Origin of the sequence: Paractinoplanes hotanensis (genome assembly GCF_023717965.1) — a bacterium.
GTDB lineage: Bacteria > Actinomycetota > Actinomycetes > Mycobacteriales > Micromonosporaceae > Actinoplanes > Actinoplanes polyasparticus.
The window spans coordinates 41580-60100 of the sequence record NZ_JAMQOL010000062.1 but is presented as its reverse complement, the minus strand read 5'-3'; the positions used below and the strand labels follow the sequence as shown (position 1 = coordinate 60100).

General features: G+C 68.2%; 18 protein-coding genes. 11 read left to right on the top strand and 7 right to left on the bottom strand.

From position 1 onward, the window contains the following. Window positions 1-264 precede the first annotated feature (264 nt). Window positions 265-603 carry a hypothetical protein gene (locus tag LXN57_RS39285; RefSeq protein ID WP_251803309.1) on the bottom strand — a complete coding sequence of 113 codons (339 nt, stop codon included), beginning with the start codon at window positions 601-603 and terminating at the stop codon, window positions 265-267. Window positions 604-937: 334 nt separating this feature from the next. Beyond that, entirely contained in the window at window positions 938-2041 is a 1104-nt protein-coding gene (locus LXN57_RS39280; RefSeq protein WP_251803308.1) for an NAD(P)/FAD-dependent oxidoreductase, read from the bottom strand. Between the two features lie 265 nt (window positions 2042-2306). Here LXN57_RS39280 and LXN57_RS39275 point away from each other — a divergent pair, with 265 nt between their 5' ends. The 7 genes from LXN57_RS39275 to LXN57_RS39245 all read left to right on the top strand — a co-directional run bounded on the left by LXN57_RS39275 (window position 2307) and on the right by LXN57_RS39245 (window position 8361). Continuing rightward, window positions 2307-2801 carry a DUF6924 domain-containing protein gene (locus LXN57_RS39275; RefSeq protein WP_251803307.1) on the top strand — a complete coding sequence of 165 codons (495 nt, stop codon included), beginning with the start codon at window positions 2307-2309 and terminating at the stop codon, window positions 2799-2801. Between the two features lie 2 nt (window positions 2802-2803). Beyond that, window positions 2804-3739 carry a S1 family peptidase gene (locus LXN57_RS39270; protein ID WP_251803324.1) on the top strand — a complete coding sequence of 312 codons (936 nt, stop codon included), beginning with the start codon at window positions 2804-2806 and terminating at the stop codon, window positions 3737-3739. A gap of 260 nt (window positions 3740-3999) precedes the next feature. Then, window positions 4000-4410 carry a MarR family winged helix-turn-helix transcriptional regulator gene (locus tag LXN57_RS39265; protein WP_251803306.1) on the top strand — a complete coding sequence of 137 codons (411 nt, stop codon included), beginning with the start codon at window positions 4000-4002 and terminating at the stop codon, window positions 4408-4410. 163 nt (window positions 4411-4573) lie between these two features. Then, a complete protein-coding gene (locus tag LXN57_RS39260) occupies window positions 4574-5197 on the top strand; it encodes a flavodoxin family protein (RefSeq protein WP_251803305.1) in 624 nt (207 codons plus the stop codon). A gap of 57 nt (window positions 5198-5254) precedes the next feature. Beyond that, window positions 5255-5878 (top strand): DUF6924 domain-containing protein, encoded by a 624-nt coding sequence (locus LXN57_RS39255; RefSeq protein WP_251803304.1) that lies wholly within the window; start codon window positions 5255-5257, stop codon window positions 5876-5878. Between the two features lie 134 nt (window positions 5879-6012). Beyond that, window positions 6013-6636 (top strand): helix-turn-helix transcriptional regulator, encoded by a 624-nt coding sequence (locus LXN57_RS39250; RefSeq protein ID WP_251803302.1) that lies wholly within the window; start codon window positions 6013-6015, stop codon window positions 6634-6636. Window positions 6637-6744: 108 nt separating this feature from the next. Beyond that, window positions 6745-8361, top strand: a complete 1617-nt coding sequence (locus LXN57_RS39245; RefSeq protein ID WP_251803301.1) for a GDSL-type esterase/lipase family protein — start codon at window positions 6745-6747, stop codon at window positions 8359-8361. A gap of 130 nt (window positions 8362-8491) precedes the next feature. Here LXN57_RS39245 and LXN57_RS39240 read toward each other — a convergent pair whose 3' ends face one another. Continuing rightward, window positions 8492-8839 (bottom strand): beta/gamma crystallin family protein, encoded by a 348-nt coding sequence (locus tag LXN57_RS39240; protein WP_251803300.1) that lies wholly within the window; start codon window positions 8837-8839, stop codon window positions 8492-8494. Window positions 8840-9209: 370 nt separating this feature from the next. Between LXN57_RS39240 and LXN57_RS39235 the strand changes: the two genes are divergently transcribed. Together LXN57_RS39235 and LXN57_RS39230 are read left to right on the top strand one after the other, a co-directional pair. Further along, on the top strand, window positions 9210-10277 hold the full coding sequence (locus tag LXN57_RS39235; protein WP_251803299.1) for an esterase-like activity of phytase family protein: 1068 nt from the start codon (window positions 9210-9212) through the stop codon (window positions 10275-10277). Window positions 10278-10434: 157 nt separating this feature from the next. Beyond that, on the top strand, window positions 10435-11055 hold the full coding sequence (locus LXN57_RS39230; RefSeq protein WP_251803298.1) for a DUF4232 domain-containing protein: 621 nt from the start codon (window positions 10435-10437) through the stop codon (window positions 11053-11055). A gap of 188 nt (window positions 11056-11243) precedes the next feature. Here the strand turns inward: LXN57_RS39230 and LXN57_RS39225 are convergent, their stop codons facing one another. Beyond that, window positions 11244-12851 carry a protein kinase domain-containing protein gene (locus tag LXN57_RS39225; protein WP_251803297.1) on the bottom strand — a complete coding sequence of 536 codons (1608 nt, stop codon included), beginning with the start codon at window positions 12849-12851 and terminating at the stop codon, window positions 11244-11246. Between the two features lie 97 nt (window positions 12852-12948). Between LXN57_RS39225 and LXN57_RS39220 the strand changes: the two genes are divergently transcribed. Next, on the top strand, window positions 12949-14190 hold the full coding sequence (locus tag LXN57_RS39220; protein WP_251803296.1) for an amidohydrolase family protein: 1242 nt from the start codon (window positions 12949-12951) through the stop codon (window positions 14188-14190). A gap of 64 nt (window positions 14191-14254) precedes the next feature. On the opposite strand, the gene LXN57_RS39215 is transcribed toward LXN57_RS39220, so the two are convergent. Both LXN57_RS39215 and LXN57_RS39210 read right to left on the bottom strand, forming a co-directional pair. After that, on the bottom strand, window positions 14255-14587 hold the full coding sequence (locus LXN57_RS39215; RefSeq protein ID WP_251803295.1) for a hypothetical protein: 333 nt from the start codon (window positions 14585-14587) through the stop codon (window positions 14255-14257). A 123-nt stretch (window positions 14588-14710) separates the two neighbouring features. Further along, a complete protein-coding gene (locus tag LXN57_RS39210; RefSeq protein ID WP_251803294.1) occupies window positions 14711-16093 on the bottom strand; it encodes a threonine/serine exporter family protein in 1383 nt (460 codons plus the stop codon). 317 nt (window positions 16094-16410) lie between these two features. On the opposite strand from LXN57_RS39210, the gene LXN57_RS39205 reads away from it, so the two are divergent. Further along, window positions 16411-17325, top strand: a complete 915-nt coding sequence (locus LXN57_RS39205; protein WP_251803293.1) for an acetoacetate decarboxylase family protein — start codon at window positions 16411-16413, stop codon at window positions 17323-17325. Between the two features lie 92 nt (window positions 17326-17417). Here LXN57_RS39205 and LXN57_RS39200 read toward each other — a convergent pair whose 3' ends face one another. Further along, the gene (locus LXN57_RS39200) at window positions 17418-18317 is read right to left on the bottom strand and encodes a hypothetical protein (RefSeq protein WP_251803292.1); all 900 of its coding nucleotides are present in this window, start codon (window positions 18315-18317) and stop codon (window positions 17418-17420) included. Window positions 18318-18521 lie beyond the last annotated feature (204 nt).

Sequence of the window (18521 nt, the reverse complement as noted above, 5' to 3'; positions counted from 1 at the left end):
CCTTCAGACGTTCCTTGTCCGGTGAGGTTCAGGCCGGCTGGGGCGGCCGTGTGAGGCAGCCGACCTGAACAGACGCCGAAGGAGACCGTAGGCATGTTCGATGAGACCCCCGGTGCGGTCGGCATCTCGGCCGGCGCGATCCTCGCCACCTGGCTGGCGCAGGAGCGCGCGGTGCCGCTGGTCTGACCTCAACAGAAGGCCCACCGCCGCCCGGTGGCCGAGGGGCTGCCGGGCGGCGGTGGGCATTCCTGGTTCAGCGGCCGATCAGAACGAGTACGCCCGGAAGGACTGGTACTTTCCGGCGGTGAAGGTCCGGAACGTGCCGAGGTTCTGCTGTGAACCGGTGCAGTTGGGGCCGGTGAAAGCGCTGACCTGTTCGACGATGCGCTCCCCGGTGAGCGAGGCCGCGGTCGCCGGCATCGTCAGGCAGGCGCCGTCGGGCTCGGCGACGTACAGCAAGATCTTGGCAAACGTGCCCTCGAAGATACTCAGCCCGGAATCCGGGACGTCGACGGCGGCCTGTGCGGGCTGAGCCTGCAAGCCGACCAGCGCCATGATGCCGGCCGCGGCCAAGCCCGCGGCGGTGCGAGTTCTCTTGCCCATGCTGATGCCTCCTGGATCGGATCCCCTCACCGAGGGGGTTCGGATGAGCATTTTCGACCTGGTCAGGCGCGCCAACATCAGCTTTTCGTGAGTTCCTTTCAGCGGCAACTAAATGGGCTGTGGCTAATTCAACAAATTACATTCTTCAATGGAATGAACTCTGCTCCCCGCCATCCGTGGCACCGCCGCTCACGCCGCTCTCAGCTGAGAGCCCGGTTGACGTGCCTCCGCCCCGCGTGGACGGTTCGACTTCCGGCGGATCGGCGTGGCTGGAGGCGGCGGGGGCGACGACCTCACCGGCTCCATCGTCCCCAGCTTCCGACCGCTGCTCTGATCAGCGCTCCGGTGCGTCGAAGTGGACCGAGTACATCTCGACCAGCATCGACTGGCCCTTGATGGATGTCGTTGTTTCCGGTCCGGTGACGCCGTCGGGAAGCTGGCTCGCTCCGGCTTGCGGGCCGAGAGGCACCGCGATCAGCGTGGGGCCGGGCTCGTACGTACGGGGCTCGCCCTCGCCGGTGACCGCGGCGCGGATGTTGGCGGCCACGACTGCCGCCTGCTGGCCGGCGGCCAGGGCGGTGTCACGGTCCGCGCTGCTGATGTCGCCCAGGGCGTACACGCCTTCGATGCCCTTGACCTGCAACCGCTCGTCAACCGACAGATAGCCGCGGGCGTCCCGGGCATCGGCCAGCGCACCGCGCGTGTAGTCGGTGGCCGGACGTACGCCGAACGCGCGGAACCAGATGTCGGCGGTGACGGTCTCGCCGGCTTCGGTGGTCACCTCGACCGCCGTCAGGCCGCCGGGCGCGGCCTCCGGCAATTCTCGCAGCGGGCTGCCCAGAACCAGCCGGACACCGATCTCGGCGAGCTGGCGCTTGAGCTCCTCGCGCAGCGCCTGGTCGAACGGCCCGCTCAGAATGTCCGGGTTGACGTCGACAACCGTGACCGCCTTGTCCGGCATGAAGTGCTTGATCTCACCCGCCAGTTCCAGCCCGGCCGGGCCGGCCCCGACGATCAGGCACCGCTGCGCCTTCAGCAGCGCTTCGTGCGCACCCTGCAGCGCCGCCTTGGCCAGGTGCTGATCGGCCTCGGCTGCCTTCGCCGGGAACGGATACGACGACCCGGTCGCCAGGACCAGATAGTCAGGTGTGAGTTCCGCGCCGGACGCCAGCGTGACTTTGCGGCCGTCGACCGCGACAGCGCGGTCTCGCAGGAACCGGCCGTTGTGCAGGAGCTGGTTGAGAGGCATGAAGATCTTGTCGATCCAATCCGGCTGAACGAGCGCACGCCAGGAAGCGACATTGTGCAGGAAGGCGTCGGACGGGTCGACGAGCGTGACGTCGGCGATGTCATCCAGCGCCTTGGCGGTGGTCAGGCCGCCGTACCCACCACCGAGGACGACGACGGACGGGCGTTTGCCCTCGATGCTGACTACCACTGATCTACCTCCGTGAAAGGCTGACATTGACTGTTCCGAGACTTTTTGTGTTCAGCCGCCATCCGGCCAGCGCAAGCCTGCGCCCTCGTCCGGCAAATACAAAAGTGCCCATAAGTTACTTACCTGAAGTAAGTGACCTGGCTCCGCTTGCGCCTCGGTACCACCACGTCGTGGCCGGCCTCGGTAGGACGAGGTAGCGTCCGCGCCGGTCCCTGAGCTGGCATCCGGTGATGAACTTGGTGGTCCGCGGGGCGTCTGTTCCGGCATGAGAGCTTTTCCCGCGGGCGCCGATGAGGCAGTTGAGCGCTCGGCCAACGTGGTCATCCGTACGGACTTCTCCGACGACGGTGGGTGGCTCGGCACCCTCGAAGCGCTGGAGCAGGCACCGGAGGATTGGGAGGACGACGAATTCGAGGTCGACAACTTCGTCATCGACGACCCGTCCTGGGCCGAGGCCACGCCGGACGAGATCCTCGAAGTTGTCCGTCGGGACCAATACCTGGCGGAGTACTTGGACGTCTTTCTGGTGGCCGACAAGCAGGCGGTGGCCGGCGAGGAACACCTGTTGCTGGTGGTCACCGCCTACGACCCGCAGGACGAGATGTACGACGACGTCGTGCGATTCGGCCGGGAGTTCCGGTGTCTCCCGAGTGAGGCTCATTCGATCATTGCCAACCTCGGCGTCGGGAACATGGATTTCCAGGAGTTCTCCAAGGCAGCTGCCGCCTCGTCGGACGGGGTCTTCCGTGGCTGGCCGTGACGATGTCCCTGCCGCGCCTTCTCGCTGTGCCCGATGATCTGGTGCGTAGATTCCTGGCTGACAGCCTGCTCGTCCTGCTGGTCGTCGCAGCCGTCCTGGGCCTGAGGGCTCCGGGCGCATCGGCGATCGCGTACGGCGAGGACGCGTCCGACGGCGCCTACGGGTTCTCCGTCCTGCTGACTGCGACCGGCCTGCCGACAGCCGGCGGCGGCACCCGGGACAGCTGGTGCTCCGGTGCGTTGATCGCGCCGCGGTGGGTGATCACGGCCGGGCACTGCTTCCGGGACATCAGCGGGCAACGCGTCAGCCGTACCGTGGCTCGCCGTACCACGGCGACGGTCGGGCGTACCGACCTCCGCACGCGGGAGGGGCAGGAGGTCGACGTTGTCGCCGTGTACCAAGCGGACAAGACCGACGTAGCACTGGCCCGGTTGGCCACCGAGGTCACCGGCGTGACGCCGCTGCGGGTCGGCACAACGCCTCCGGCGGTGGGGGAGATCCTTCGCCTGACCGGCTACGGCCTCGCCACCGACGGGGGCCCTACCGTTGCGGCAACACGGTTGCAGACCGGCCGATTCACTGTTGTCGCGATCGGGGACACGCTGATGGAGGCGTCCGGGCGTGCGCCCCGCCAGGAGACCAGCCCGTGCTCGCACGACTCGGGCGGCCCGTACTTCCGTGAACGGGTCGGCGGGGCGCCGGAGCTGGTGGCCGTGGTCAGCACGGGGCCGCCTTGTCCCCACCGCGGGCCGGACTTCAGCGCCCGCACCGACACGTTGCAGTCCTGGATCGCCGGCACGATGGTCGAGCCTCCGGACGAGGACAGGTCCGGGACCAACGCATGGCTTCTGGCCGGCCTGCCGGTCTTCGCGTTGATACTGTTCCTCGTGATCCGCCGCCGAGGCAACCATCGCCAGAAAGTGACGGCCGCAGTGTGAGGGCAGCCGTCGCTGTCCGGGCTGCCGGCCGATGGTGGGAAGGGCGGCCAGGCGATGCCGGCCGCCCTTGCGTGTCGAAGCTCTGATCTCACCGTGGCCGCTCGTTCTGATCGGCCCGCTGCACCGGGTGGTGGCGTCATGAGGCGGCCTGCCGGTGGCCGGTCCGGCGAGCTCGAGGCGGTGCCGACTAGCATGGAGTGATGATCAGGCCGGACAGGTTGAGTGAGCGCGAGCTCCGGGCCTGGCGCGGTTTCCTGGTCATGCAGGAGGACGTGCGCCGCCACATGAACCGCCATCTGACGAGCGAGGTCGGGATCTCGCTGGCCGAGTTCTCGATCCTCAGCGCTCTGCGCGTCACCCCTGATCGGCCGATGCGGGTCTACGAGCTGATCGATACTCTGCGCTGGGAGAAAACGCGGATCATTCATCAGATCTCGCGGATGGTCCGCCGCGGCCTGGTCGAACGGCAGGCCAGTCCCGAAGACGGCCGCGGCACGAACATTGCGCTGACGGTCGAGGGGCGCGCCGTGATCGACGAGGCGCTGCCGTTGCATGTGCTTCACGTGCGCCGGCTCTTCTTCGACGTGCTCGCGCCGCAGCAGCTGGACACGCTGGCCGTCATGTCCGAGGCGGTGCTCGAGAACCTTCAGAGCGAGTCTTTCGAGGAGTGACGCTCCCGCGACGACCGCGAGAGGCGACTTCACAAATTGGTGATGTGTCACCCACCACTGTTAGGTGATGTATCACCGAAAGTTCTCTACGGTGGGCACTGCAACAGATCCCGGCCGATTCGGTGCGTCGCCGAGCCGATCACCCTCGAGAGGAACACCCGCCATGTCCGACCCCGTCAAGCTCGCCCTGATCTACTACTCGTCGACCGGAACCGGCACGGCGATCGCCGACGTGATGGTGAAGGCGGCCGAGACCGCCGGCGCCGAGGTTCGCGTCCGGAAAGCCGCCGAACTGGCGCCGCAGGCCGTCATCGATGCCAACCAGCGCTGGGCCAGCCACCACGCGTCCACGGTCGAGCGCCAAGCTCCGACGCTCGACGACGTCGCGTGGGCGGACGCCGTGATCTTCGGCTCGCCGACCCGCTTCGGCAACATCGCGGCTCAGCTCAAGCAGTTCCTCGACACTCTGTCGCCGCTGTGGATGTCGGGCGGCCTGGCCGACAAGGTCTACAGCGGTTACACCTCGACCGGCACCCGGCACGGCGGACACGAGTCCACCCTGCTCGCCCTCTACAACAGCATTTACCACTTCGGTGGCATCATCGTGCCGCCGGGCTACACCGACCCCGTCAAGTACGTCGACGGCAACCCGTACGGGACCTCGCACCACGCCGAGTTCGGCGACGCCCTCGGCACGATCGACGACGACACCCGCAACGCGGCCCGTCACCAGGCCGAGCGCGTCGTTCGGGTGGCGGCCGCTCTGAAGAAGGGCTTCGCCGCCTGAGCAGCAGCTCCGGACGGGCGGTCCCGGCGACCATCTCTGGTCGACGGGACCGCCGTCGTGGTGGTGCGGACCCGTGACACCTGCCCGAACCCCCGGGTGGCGATCAAGCGGGGGACGCCCTCCGCTGCCATCAGAACGGAAGACGGAGTCGTCAGGGAAGAGTTCACCTTCTCGCGAATTTGCCTGAACTCCCTGGCTCCGGCGATCGTCAGTGACAGCGTGAGACTCTTACCCGGCCTGAACGAGCGGAAGAACTTCGGAGCCGTCGTGGTGCGTACCGACTACTCCGATGAGGCCGCCTGGCGCGCGTTCCGCGAGATGGTGCGCTTCGGAAACGACGCGGCCCGGTCTCCTCTTCTTGTCGACGACAGTGCCTGGGCTGACGCGACGGTCGACGAGGTGCTGGCCGTCGGAGGTGGCCGGAACGGCTTGGACGTGGTCTTCGTCGCCGACCGGGCGGCGCTGGCCGATCCTGAGCACGCGCTGCTCGTAGTCGCGGTTGCCGGCGGACGGCGGGCCGGTGCCCGGCCGGAGGCGGCGACGGAGCGAGCGTTCCGCATCGTGCCGGCATGGGTTACGGTCCTCGAGGACAGCCTGGCGATCGGCGCCGTCGAACTCGCGGACTACGCCGAGGCGGCCGCGCAGGACTCTGCGGGTGTATTCCGCGGGTTCGCTGCTTGAGCCGGTTGTTCCGTGTGCCGGCCGTCCGTTGCTCACCGGCTCCGGCACCTTCCGAGAGGCATCTGAACCCTGCGCGCGGGGCTGCGTTGATGGTGGGGAGAGGCAACGCGGACGGGTTCGAGGAAGGTCATTTCGTGGCGATGGTGCGTGTTCAGGTACGAGCGTCCGATGCGCTCGTGGCCGAGGGGCTGACGAGCTACCTCAGCGGACACCCTGAGATCACTGTGGTCGGCGAGAACTCCCACGATGTGGCCGACGTGCTGGTCCTCGAGACCGACCGGCTGAGCTTCGAGGTAATGGCGAAGATGCGGCACCTGGCCGCGACCGTCGATCGTCCGACCGTGCTGGTCATCTCGGAGATCGACGAATCGCAGTTGCTGGTGCTGGTGGAGAATCGGGTGGTCGCCATCCTCCCGCGAGTGACAGTGAACCGTGAGCGGATCGTGCACAGTGTTCTGGCTGCGGCCAGCGGCGGCAGCGTGATGCCGGCCCGCGTGATGGGGGACCTTCTCGGGCAGATCCGCCGGATGCAACGGGAGATCCTGGAGCCGAACGGTCTCACTCCCTCCGGACTGACCTCTCGCGAGATCGAGGTTCTCCGGCTGATGGCCGACGGGATGGACACCAACCAGATCGCCGAAAACATGCGGTACTCCGTGCGCACCGTCAAGACGATCATCTACGGCGTGATGGACCGGTACCAACTGCGCAACCGTTCCCATGTGGTGGCCTACGCGGTGCGCGCCGGCGTCATCTGAGCCGGATACGCCGTCGCCGTATCGGGAGCTGCACCAGCGGATCGAATCAAGCGTGGACCGTCCATGACAACGGACTGGTTCCTGGTGATGTGAGCGAAAGGTATGCGCGTGCACAAGAAACTCTGGGCGGCGGCAGCGGTTGTCCTTCTGGCTGCGATGGCCGTGGGCGTTCCACGGGGCCCGGCATCGGCGTCCAGCGCCGCCGGTGACGGCTGGACGGGCACGTGGGCGGCCTCGCCGTGGAGCACCAAAGGGCAGGGGAAGTCGTTCGAGGACCAGACATTGCGTCAGATCGTGCGGACCAGCATCGGTGGGTCGGCGGCGCGCATTCAGCTGTCCAACGCGTTCGGGACCGATGCCGTAACCATTTCGGACGTGCATGTCGCCGACCGCGTCAGCGGCCCGGCTGTGGACCCGTCCACCGACCGGAGCGTCACCTTCGGCGGCCGGACCTCCGTCACGATTCCCGCCGGCGGGAAGGCGATAAGCGACGAGACCGTCTTCGAGGTCAAGCCACTCACCGACGTGGCGGTCAGCTTCCATGTTCCGGACCGGATCACTGACCCCACCGCACACCTGGACTCCTTCCAGACCAACTACGTCGCGGCCGGGAACGTCGCCGGCGACGTCACGCTGACCAACTTCGCCACCAACGCGAGCTACACATTGCTCGCCAACCTCGACGTCCGTAACAGCGCGGCCGCCGGTGCCGTGGTGACGCTCGGCGCATCGATCACCGACGAGTACGTGTCGTCGTTCGACCAGAATCGCCGCTGGCCCAACGATCTCGCGGTACGGCTGGCCGCCACCGGTCGCGTGATCGGAGTGCTGAACCAAGGTGTCAGCGGTAATGCCGTGCTGGACAACGGCGGCGGGCAAAGTATGGTGAACCGATTCACCCGGGACGTTCTCGACCAGCCCGGTGTCACCTGGGCCGCCATCGCCGACGCCCCCCTCAACGACCTGCTCGGCGGCAACCCGCCCACTGGCACGCAGCTGACCGCGGCGCTCACCGGAATGATCGGCGCCGCGCACGCCCGGGGCGTACGGGTTCTCTGTGCCACCCTGACCCCGTTCGCCGGTCACGAGCGCTGGACCGAGGCCGCCGAGACGGCCCGGGCACAGTACAACGCGTTCGTCCGCGGGCCCGGCAGCGACTGTGACGCCGTGCTCGACTCCGACCAGGCAACGCACGATCCGGCCGACCCCCGGCGTTTCCTGCCCGCCTTCGACATCGGTGACCACCTGCACCCCAACAACGCGGGCCTGCAGGCCATCGCCGACGCTGTCGACCTGAGCATCTTCGGGGCGCCCACCGGTCCGATCGTCAACCCCACCACGGGCATCGCCCTGCGGTCGCGGCACAACAGCAAGATCGTCTCCGCGGACGCCGCCGGGGAGCAACCGCTCATCGCCAACCGTGACGCCGTCGGCCCGTGGGAGGAGTTCGACCGGGTCCCTCAGGTGGACGGCACCTACGTGCTGCGGGGGCACGCCAACGGCAAGTACGTCACCGCCTCCGCGACTCAGCCGCTCATCGCGTCGTCCACCACGGCCGGCATCGAACAGCGGTTCAGGTTCGTGGCCAACGCCGACGGCAGCGTCAGCCTGCAGTCCGTAGCCAGCGGCCGGTACGTCGCCGCGGAGGACGGCGGCGCCCAGCCGCTGATCGCCAACCGTGACAGCATCGGCCCCTGGGAGCTCTTCGACGTCCTGCCATTGTAGGCGGCCGGTTCTATTTTTACGCGCATGACGCGACGCGAGGTCCTCGCGCTCGAACATCTGCGTCCCGGCGGTTGTGAAATGGAACGAGCGTGGCGCGGCCCGGCAGATTGCCGGGCCGTGCCACGCGGCGTCAGCAGCGTGCAACCGAGGAAATGCGGTCGTTGAATCCGGTGCCGTCCAGGTCGGCCACGTACTCGCCGGCGTCAGCCGTCTTGACGAGCTGGCGCAGATTGGTGTCCGCGTAAAGGCACCACTTGCTGCCGTTCGCTTTGAAGCTGGAAATCTTGTCGTCCATGCCTGCCTTGCCCAGGTCCATGATTTGCGGGCCGAACAGGTTTCGATAAATCCCGCGCTGGTGGGAATCGCTCCACACCTGCAGGCCAAGAGCGTCAGGCATGGCGGAGGCGGCGGTCGGCGCGGCCGCGAGCGTTCCGCCGGCCACGATGGCGGCCAGCGCGAGACCTCTGACGGTCGTCATTCTAATGTAAAACCTTCCGGATCTGAATAAGGTCAGGCCACAACTGCCGCTGCGGGACCGCGAGCGGAGGAGCGCCCATCGCTCATGACGGACGCTCACCAAAGACGTTCATTCTTTCTTTTCGGCCGATCCGGTGCGCTGAGCACTTGCAGCTGAATGGCTGGCGGGTTACGCGCGCTGGAATGTGATGATATTGATCACAATGGTGAGATTCTATGTGGTGAACAATGCGCACGGAGCCGCGTCGGAACAGTCGGACGGTGGCCTTGTCTCCCCTCGGCCGCCGTCCACCCATCCCCGAGTCCTTTGAACAGGACCCTCACCACAGGAGCGGTTCATGAAAATGGCCTTCCCTCTCCGCGGTCGCCTGATGGCTCCCGCGGTAGCTGCTGGTGTTCTGGCGCCGCTGCTCGTTGCTCCAGCGGCCCAGGCGTCCTCGACACCGCACCGAGGCAATTGCGCTCCGCGGGCCGAGGCGGTCTCGTACAGCGACAGCCTGGACAAGACGACGACCAAGGACGGCGTTGCCGTCGGCGGGCTGTCCGCCATCACGTACGACAAGTTCAGCCGGTCGTACGCCACGGTGGTCGACCGTAGCGGCACGCAGCCGGCCCGCCTGGTCTTCCTCAGCAACGGCCGCGCCCCGCAGGCGACCAGGACGATTCCGCTGAAGCGAGCCGACGGCACTGCGTTCGACGGCACGAATTTCGACGGCGAAGGACTCGCGGTCCTGCCGAACGGCACGTTCCTGGTCAGCTCCGAGGCCGAACCGTCGATCCGCATCTTCGGTCGCGACGGCGTGCAGCGTGGCGAACTCGCCGTGCCGGACCGTTTCCGGGTCACTCCGACCGGCGAGGCGCCGGAGAACGCGACCCTTGAAGGTCTCACGATCTCGCCGGATGGAAGGTACGTCTACGCGGCCATGGAGGGTTCCCTCGCCGGCGACGCGCCGTCCAACGGTGAGGTGCCCCGGCACCGTGTGCTGGTCTACAAGGGTGACGGGCGTGGCGGCTATCGTCTCGTCCGTCAGTTCGGCTACCAGGCCGACCGCGGCAACCGGATCGCCGAGGTGGCGGCCTACGCCGACGGGCGGCTGGTGTTCCTCGAGGGGGCCTTCACCTCGGGGGTCGGCAACACCGTCCGGGTCTATGCGGTGACCGGCGCCAATCGTGCTCCGGACGTCAGTGCGGTGCGGAACCTCTCGACCGTTACTCATCGCAGTCTCGTCGAGAAGCAGCCCATCGCCGATCTCGCCAACTGCCCGACCCTGGGCGCGACGAGTCCCCAGCCGCAGCTGAACCCGCTGCTGGACAACTTCGAAGGACTCGCCGTGGAGCCGTCCCGCGGTGCCCAGCGCCGTCTTGTGCTGATCAGCGACGACAACTTCAGCGCCAACCAGAAGACCCGGCTCCTGCAGATCGACGCGCGTCTGCCGTGACCACGTGAAAGTCGGCGGGCCCCGGGTCGCACCTCACCCGGGGCCCGCCGGCCGTACGGCGCCTGTGCACGAGCATCCGCGTGCGACAGCCACGAAGCGTCTTACCCGTCTTCTCAGGGCACGGATACTCGCCCGCCGACCAGGAACATGGAGTCTCGTGACACTGAGAATCAGGCATGCGATCGGCACGGCTGCCGTCCTGGCGGTCGTGCTCACGCTGCAGGCGTGTGCCACCGACGACAATCGTCCGGACACTTCGCCGGGGGTGCCCGCGACGACCAGTCAACCGAACCAAGTCGCTTCACAGCCCGGGCCGAGGCCTTCTGGCGGCGTGCGCGCGTGTGGCAACGATGACGTTTCGGCCACCGTGACACTGCAACCGGACCGGGCCGACGGACACCTGTGGGGACTGGTCAGTTTGTCGAACCGGTCGGAGACTTCCTGCCGGATCCAGGGCCACGTCGCTGTCTCTCTCGTCAACGCGGCTGACGAAGTGGTCGACGTGCCCACAAAGTACGTCGATCAGCCCGGCCCTTCGGTGGCTGTGACTCTGCCGCCGGGCACGTCGGCCTTCCAGGGCATCAGATGGAGCCCCTGTGACAAGGCCGCCGATTCCTGTGGCGTGGGCAACACGCTTCGCTTCAGTCTGCAGTCCAGCGGAGACGGCCCGGTGGCGTCACTTTCCGGCTTCACGGATGCTGAGGCGAGCGGCATCACGATGGCAGCACTTCAGATCGGGACGCTGCAACCGTCCCGCCAGGGCGTCGTCGCGTGGTGAGAACGTGCGTCGCACCCGCACCGTGAGCCCCGAAGGAATCCGGGCCGTGGCCGCCTGAACCAACAACCGCTGGATACGTTCAGATCAATGTGGTCGACGCATCAATCCTGTGCCTGAGCCGGTTGGTGCGTCGACCGTCCAACACCTGTGTTCCCATCGTCCAGACACACACCGACCCGCGACGATCTCTAGGACGACAACGTGACGGTGTCGATGTCCGAGGCCCTCGGGCCGGGAAAAGCGATGAACAAAGGACCGGACGATCTACCGCTCAGTCCGGCCGTCACAGTTGCGAAGGCACTGAAGTCCGTCGTACCGCTGAGCGTGACTCTCGCCAGCAGCTCGCCGCTCGCGGAGTCGCTCCGGATCTCGACAACGGTGTCACCGCTGCCGGCGGTGTAGCGCAGCGTCACCTTGCGTACGCCGGCCAGCGATCGATTGCGGTAGCCGACCCAGTCTCCGTTGTTCGTCTTGCCCACCACCCGGCCGCCGCTGGCGCCGTCAGGGAAAGAGGCCTCTGTCCCGAAGTTGTCCGTGAACGACTCTGCTTCGAAGGTCACCCGGACGGGGGCTGCGACCGGAGGTCTGCTCGTGGGGGTCCGGGTGGCCGGAGCGGTCCGGCTCGGTGAGGGTTGTTTCGTCGGGCTGACCGTCCGGGAGGGTGTCGGACTCGGCGTAGCCGACGGCCGCGCCGACGCTTCCGTTCTCGATGGCGCAGCGCTGGGAATCCGGACCACATCCGGTGTGAGGCTGGGCACCGGACGCGCCTGCGCGTCCTGCGGATCCCGGCCGGCGACGATCGTAACGCCCACTGCTGCCGTGACGGCGGTGGCGCCCGCGACAAGTGCCAGGACCGGACCGCGCCGCCGGCGTCTGTTACGGGCCGGTGTTTCGGGCACCACCACCGCCGCTGTCGTTACGGGGTGGTGCGGCAACGGCGCCGACAGCACGTAGCGGAGCAGCTCGGCGGCCTCTTCCGCGGTGGCTCGCGCACTCGGATCCCTCTCGAGCAACGCTTCCAGGACAGGCTCCAGGATGCCGGCTCTGGTCGGTGCGGCCGGCGGGTCCACCATCAACGCGGCCAAGGTGGCCATGGGCGAGGACCGCTCGTACGGTGGATGCCCCTCGACCGCCGTGAACAGAGTCGCACCCAGCGACCAGAGGTCGGCTGCGGCCGTTGCGGGTTCGTCGTGGGCCCGCTCCGGTGCCAGGTACGAAGGTGACCCGAGCATCACGCCAGCCCGGGTCATCGCCGAATCACTGGCCGACGTCGCGAGCCCGAAGTCGGTGAGGACCACCCGCTCGTCCCGGCCGAGCAACACGTTGGCCGGTTTCACGTCTCGATGCAGCACGCCGGCACGGTGGGCGGCCTGGAGTGCGCCTACCAGGTCGAGGCCCAATTGGGCGGCCCGCCGGGGATCGAGCGGACCGTTTCGGCTGACCTCGTCGTACAAGGAGATCGCGCGCACCAGCTCCATGACGATCCAGAGTGTGCCGTCGTGCTCGACGACGTCGAAGATCCGTACCACATGGGGATGATCGATCTGGGCGATGGCCCTGGCTTCCCGGATCGCCCGCTCGCGCAGGTCGCCCAGCTCGGTCGTGCTCAGGCCTTCGGGTGAGATCTCCTTGACGGCCACGGCCCGGCCGAGCAACTCGTCGCGCGCCTCCCACACCCGGCCCATGCCGCCCTCACCCAGCAGATCCAGCAGCCGGTAGCGGTCGGCGACCAAGCCGGCCGGCGGGTCGGGTCGGCGAGGACCGCCCCGGTCAGAAGGTGCGCTGCTGCCGCTCATCTCATCCCTTCCAGGACACGGTGTGGACACCTCCACAACGGATGAACGAGCGTCCGGTTCAGTTGAACCGAGACCGGATCGAAGCGTCGTAGCAAACGTGACTGAAGATGCACTGAAGGATGCCGCTCAGCGGTTCGCCATTCGTGCTGGTGGAATGTTCGACGGCCGGTCCGGCCGCGGCGGCGCCGTTGTGGTCGTGGTCGGTGATGGGGCGATCAAGGAGGTCGGCCCTTCGGCGCCCGTCGACGACCTCGCTGTCCTCGACTTCGGCCCTGATGCTTGGCTATTGCCCGGGCTGATCGACACGCACGTCCATCTGGTGTTCGACGGCAGCGTGGACCCGGTGGCCGCACTGGACGGGCTCGACGACGACGAACTGCTGGGCCGCATGCGTCAGGCCGCCGCCGCTCAGTTGGACGCCGGCGTCACGAGCGTGCGGGATCTCGGCGACCGTGGCTTCCTGTCGACCCGGCTGGCGTCGCAGACCCGGGCCGATATGGCCGCCGGGCCCCACATCGTGGCCGCCGGGCCACCCATCACCACCCCGGGCGGGCACTGCCATTTTCTCGGCGGAGCGGTCGACGGGCTCGACGGCATCCGGGCAGCCGTTCGCGAACGCGCTGCGCGTGGCTGTGACGTCGTCAAGATCATGGTCAGCGGAGGCGCCATGACTCCCGGCTCCGATCCGGCCGTGTCACAGTTCACGCCGGACGAGATCAGGGTCGCCGTCGAGGAGGCGCGGGCGCTCGGCATGACCGTCGCGGCGCACACTCACGGTGCGCGGTCCATCGGTGACGCCGTTCGTGCCGGGGTCTTCAGCATCGAGCACGTCACCTTCGTCACCCCGGACGGGTCGCCACCGGAGGACACCCTGCTCGACGAGGTCGCCGCGAGCGGTGTGCTGGTGAGCGCCACGCTCGGCCGCCGACCCGATGAGTGGTCCGCCCTTCCCGGCCCGGTTCGGGACATGATCAGCCGGTGGTACCAGCTCAACGGGGAGCTCTACCGGCGCGGGGCCAGGGTGGTGGTCGGCAGCGACGCCGGCATCGGCCCGCTCAAACCGCACGGCGTGCTGCCCTACGCTGTCGGTGAGCTGATCGCCGATCTGGGCACCAGCCCGGCGGCGGCGCTCACCGCGGTCACCGCGCGGGCAGCCGAGGCCTGTGGGCTGGCCGGCCGTAAAGGCTCCCTGCGCCCCGGCATGGATGCCGATCTGCTGGTTGTCGCGGGCGACCCGCTGAGCGATCCGTCGGCCTTGCTCGAGGTGCGAGCTGTCTTCCGTGGCGGTGTTCTGGTCCGGGGTGGTGCCCCGGCGGAGGCGTCGGTACCGCGCGCATAGCGCATAGGTGGAGACATCGTCGAAGGTCTGGCAGCCGCGCACCGGCGCGGCCACCTTTCCTGCGCTACCGTGCCGGCCGGTCCTTGCCGTCCGGGAACATCGCCGGGTAGCTGTCGAAGAACAGCAGTCCGAGCAGTCCGAAAGGGCCGTATTCCGCCTGCTTCATCAAGGTGAGGGCGAGCCGTTCAGCTGACGGCGACGGCGGACTCAGCTTCAGCCGCACGTCCAGGAGCGCATCGCGGGCCGGTCCGCCGCGGGCGAGATGCCGATCGATCTCGCAGAGGGCGTCTTCAATGAGTGACTGTGAGGAAGCGGCCGGCGCTTCCGGGGCCACTACGTCCTCATGACCGGTCGCATCGGGTAGTCGGCGACGGCGGCGGCTGAGCAGTTCGAACATGGTGGACTCCCGCGGGTCGAGCATCGTTGCCGGGTCTGGCAACCATGACGACGTCCGTCGTGTCGCCATGTTCACGGCCTTTCCCCGCCCGGCTGCGGCCGCGCTTTTCAGCGGACCTTTTCGTCAGTGCCGCTTCACGGATCGGCGGGTGGCGGCCGGGCGGGCGATGAGGTCGCCGCATGCCACACCCGCGGCGACGGCCAGCCCTATGGCGACCGCGAGGATGAGGGTGACCAGGCCGCCCACCACGTCCTGGATGGCCAGCTGATAGAAGCCCCGGTAGGCGGTCAGCCCCGGGAGGAGCGGAATGATCCCGGACAACAGGATGACCGGCGTGAGCCGGCCGGAGCCGCGCCGGGACAGACCCGTCGCCAGGCCGACGACGACAGCCGCGACACCGCTGGCCGCCACGGAACCGAAGTCCGTCACCATCGTGACGGCGGCGTAGGAGGCCCAGGCCGTTCCCCCGATGACGAAAGCGGCCGGTAGCGAACGCAGCGGCGCATAGGTGGCCAGCGCGAACATGGCCGCCGACATGGCCGCGGCCCCCGTGGCCAGGCCGAAGCCGGCCATGTCGGCCGACAGCGGCTCGGCCGGGTTGAGGTCGAGGTCGAACACGAGTCCGATCTTGAGGCCGAGGATGACCCCGGCCAACAGCCCGGCCGACAGCAACGCGATCTCCGCCGCACGGCCGGCCGCCGTGACGTAGAAACCTGAGATGGCGTCCTGGACGGTTCCCACCACCGTCAACCCTGACAGCAGAGCGGTCAGGCCGGCCGCGATGACCAGCGACGGCTGGGTGTCGGTGGGAAGCGCGCCGGCGGCCAGCAGACCGAGCGTGGCCGCGGTCGCCATCAGGGCCCCGATGACTTGCAGGAAGAACGGTGCGACGTCCCGGCGGCGCAGAACGAACGCGAGGCGGTCGATGAGTGCGGTCACCACGAACGCGGTGAGAGCGATCACCGCCGAGCCGCCGAGCAGCACCGCCACCGCGGCGGCCAGCCCGGCCAGACCCGCGGAGGCCACCCAGCGCGGGTACGGGTGCCGAGCGTTCACCGCCTCGCTCACCGCGGCGACCGCGGCCGGAACGGTCATCCTCGAACGCATCACCTGATCGACGATCCCGGTGATCAGCGCGATGCGCGTCAGGTCGGTCGCTCGATAGTTGGCCAGCCGCATGGTGGTCACCGGGGCCGCCGCGTTACCCCGGTGGAAACACATCGTGATGGAGTTGAACGTGATGTCGACGTCAACCGTGGGCAACCCACAGGCGGCAGCCAGCCGCATCATCGTCGTCGAGGTCTCACCCACCGGTTCACCGGTCGAGAGCAACACCTCGCCGACCTGGATGCAGAGGTCCAAGACCTCGAGGACCTGGGCATCGGTCGGCACGTCCGGCCCGATGTGCCGTAGCAACTCGGCGGTGGGCTCTCCGCCGCGCAGGAGGACCTGCGCCTCGCGTTCGACGATGACCCGCACCCGGCGAACGATCCGGCCTTGTCGCATGTGCTGTCCTTTCCGAGGCAGCCCACGTCCAGGCCTTAACGCGCGTGCGGGGTGTGGTGAGCCGGCACGACGGGGAAGCATTCACCGGATGACATCACGCTCTGTACTACGCGGCCGGGCAGTCGGAGTTCATTCGATCTCGGCCGTCACCCCAGGTCGGAGCCCGGGGCCCCAGCAGATGAATTCGGGCCCTCAATATCCGTGACGCCGTTCGGGGACATCGATGACTCCGTCCGATGAACACGAGCCGATCGCGTTCGTCTCCAGGGGTGCGGGCGCGACCGTTCGGTCGCTGCCACGTCACATCGAGGAGACATATGAAGAACAGGGACGTCGATCGACGCACCGTCCTGGGCGGGCTCGCGGCGACCACCGTGGCCGCGGCCGGAGCGGTCGGCGCTGCGCAACCGGCGCAGGCCGTGCCCTCCGCGAGAACCACGCCGGAGAGGCTGAAGGGTTACACCGTTCCGCTCAGCGCCCGGGGAGTGGCGAACCTGGCCCCGAAGCCCCCGTGGCATTACGTCGCTGACGCTCTCGGGGTCGAGTTCTGGACCACGCCGGCCGCTGCGGCGGCCGCCCTGCCGACCGGCCTCGACCCGGATCCGGCTCAGCCCGGTCACGGTTTCGCTATGTGCGTCGAGTGGCAGTTCGCCGCGACGCCGGCGGACTGGCTCGACCCGACCTACAGCCAGTACTCGGAGTTCCTGATCTTCCTGGACGCCAGCTACCGGGGCAGGCCGGTCACCTGGTGTCCCTTCATCTACGTGGACAACGACAATTCGCTGGCCCGCGGCTGGGCTCAGGGTTTTCCGAAGAAGCTCGGCCAGATCCGCCAGACCCGGGCGTACGCGGTGGCCAGTCAGGCCGCGCCGACGCTCGGGCCCGGCGGCCGGTTCGGAGGCAGCCTGTCGGCCGGTGGCCGGCGGATCGCGGAGATGGACGTCACGCTCAAGGAGCGGACTACCGGGCTGCCGGCGCTGACCCGGCCGCTGGTGAACCTACGGCATTTCCCCCGGCTCACCGCCGGGCAGCACGATCACCCCGCGGTCCACGAGCTGACCCAGTCGGTGCTGACCAGTCTCAAGGTCGACAACGCCTGGATCGGCTCCGGCGACCTACGGTTCCTGCCGTCACCCCGGGAAGAGATCGCCGATCTGGCCATCCAGCGCCTCGGCGTCGGCTTCCGCGGCTCGCTGTCGTACACCGTGGAAGACCTGACCATCCTCACCTGACCGGCACCAGGGGCGGGTCGCGGTTCGCGGCCCGCCCCACCCTTGTCGGCGCCCGCCGACAACCGAATCGCCTGGCGCGGTTCCAGTGCCCACTACTTCCGGGCGGCCGGAACCGCGACAGGGAGGCTGTGGTAGCCGGCGGCTGAGGGGTCCGCGTGGGGGTTGTCCCGCACCACGAAGAACCGCAGACCCTCCCCGGGCACCGGCTCGCCGTGCGAGGTCACCGCGGAGCACGGGACCGGCAGAACGGAGTCGTACCGGTTGGCGTCGTAGGTGACAGAGCCGTCAGGATCCGCGGCGAACGCCACTACTCGATGTCCCTCGGCCACCGGCCTGCCGTTGACCCGGGCTCCCGCGACCTCCGGTACCCCGGAGTGGCTGCTCGGTCCGGCGGCGGTGAAGGTCCCGGCCGGTGTGGCCTCGGTGCTGAGATCCGGGCTGATCGCACCGCTGGCGAGGGGCATCGCGGCTGGCCTCGGATCCTCGTAGTGGCTGCTGGGTGCGACGGTATCAGTGCTGTCGCCGGACTTGGGCGCATCGCCGATGAGCGGCCGTGCCGGTGTAGAGGGCTCCACGAAGTGGAGGGAAGGGGTCGCGGCCGAGGTCACCGAGTCGGGCGCCGACCCCGTACGCATCGTGGCCTGTGCCGGCAGCTCGGACTGGGCGCTGAGCGACAGCCGGACTCCCGCGTCGTACGCATCGTCGTCCGCCTTGGCGTAGCCGTCGCTGCTTTCCACGAGGCTCTCAGACGCATACCGCACCTGAGCATGGCTGCCCTTGAGGACGGCCTCGACGTTGTCCAGGCCGGCGAGGAAGGTCTGCCCGAACTCCCGCCCCATGTCGTCGTCGCCCCAGGCGCCATGGTACGAAACACGCAAGCCCTGAACCTCGGCGAGGAGGCCGGAATAGCGTACGGCGTGCTCGTCGTAGGCTTCACCCGTCCTCTTCAGCCCTTCCGGGTCGACGTAGACCTTGCCCTCGATCGGACTCATGATGTGGCTCCCTTCGGCCGCGCGCGCCCAAGTGAATGCCGCGCGCGGCCGAGCAGGAACGATTGAGCCGCACGACGGAACGTTCGTGCAGCATGTCGGCACGAGCGTCATTCCGGGCCGATCCATCTCCTCGTTCGGCGGACACGGCCACGTTCGCGGCGTTGCGCGACCTTGTTGCGGGCCGCCCAGCCCGGATCCTCGGAG

Bases quoted from the DNA above. Each gene is read 5' to 3' on its own strand.
- LXN57_RS39240 (WP_251803300.1), bottom strand. From the start codon at position 8,839: ATGACGACCGTCAGAGGTCTCGCGCTGGCCGCCATCGTGGCCGGCGGA.
- LXN57_RS39235 (WP_251803299.1), top strand. From the start codon at position 9,210: ATGGCTCCCGCGGTAGCTGCTGGTGTTCTGGCGCCGCTGCTCGTTGCT.
- LXN57_RS39215 (WP_251803295.1), bottom strand. From the start codon at position 14,587: ATGTTCGAACTGCTCAGCCGCCGCCGTCGCCGACTACCCGATGCGACC.
- LXN57_RS39205 (WP_251803293.1), top strand. From the start codon at position 16,411: ATGAAGAACAGGGACGTCGATCGACGCACCGTCCTGGGCGGGCTCGCG.
- LXN57_RS39275 (WP_251803307.1), top strand. From the start codon at position 2,307: ATGAGAGCTTTTCCCGCGGGCGCCGATGAGGCAGTTGAGCGCTCGGCC.
- LXN57_RS39225 (WP_251803297.1), bottom strand. From the start codon at position 12,851: ATGAGCGGCAGCAGCGCACCTTCTGACCGGGGCGGTCCTCGCCGACCC.
- LXN57_RS39285 (WP_251803309.1), bottom strand. From the start codon at position 603: ATGGGCAAGAGAACTCGCACCGCCGCGGGCTTGGCCGCGGCCGGCATC.
- LXN57_RS39265 (WP_251803306.1), top strand. From the start codon at position 4,000: ATGCAGGAGGACGTGCGCCGCCACATGAACCGCCATCTGACGAGCGAG.
- LXN57_RS39260 (WP_251803305.1), top strand. From the start codon at position 4,574: ATGTCCGACCCCGTCAAGCTCGCCCTGATCTACTACTCGTCGACCGGA.
- LXN57_RS39200 (WP_251803292.1), bottom strand. From the start codon at position 18,317: ATGAGTCCGATCGAGGGCAAGGTCTACGTCGACCCGGAAGGGCTGAAG.
- LXN57_RS39270 (WP_251803324.1), top strand. From the start codon at position 2,804: ATGTCCCTGCCGCGCCTTCTCGCTGTGCCCGATGATCTGGTGCGTAGA.
- LXN57_RS39210 (WP_251803294.1), bottom strand. From the start codon at position 16,093: ATGCGACAAGGCCGGATCGTTCGCCGGGTGCGGGTCATCGTCGAACGC.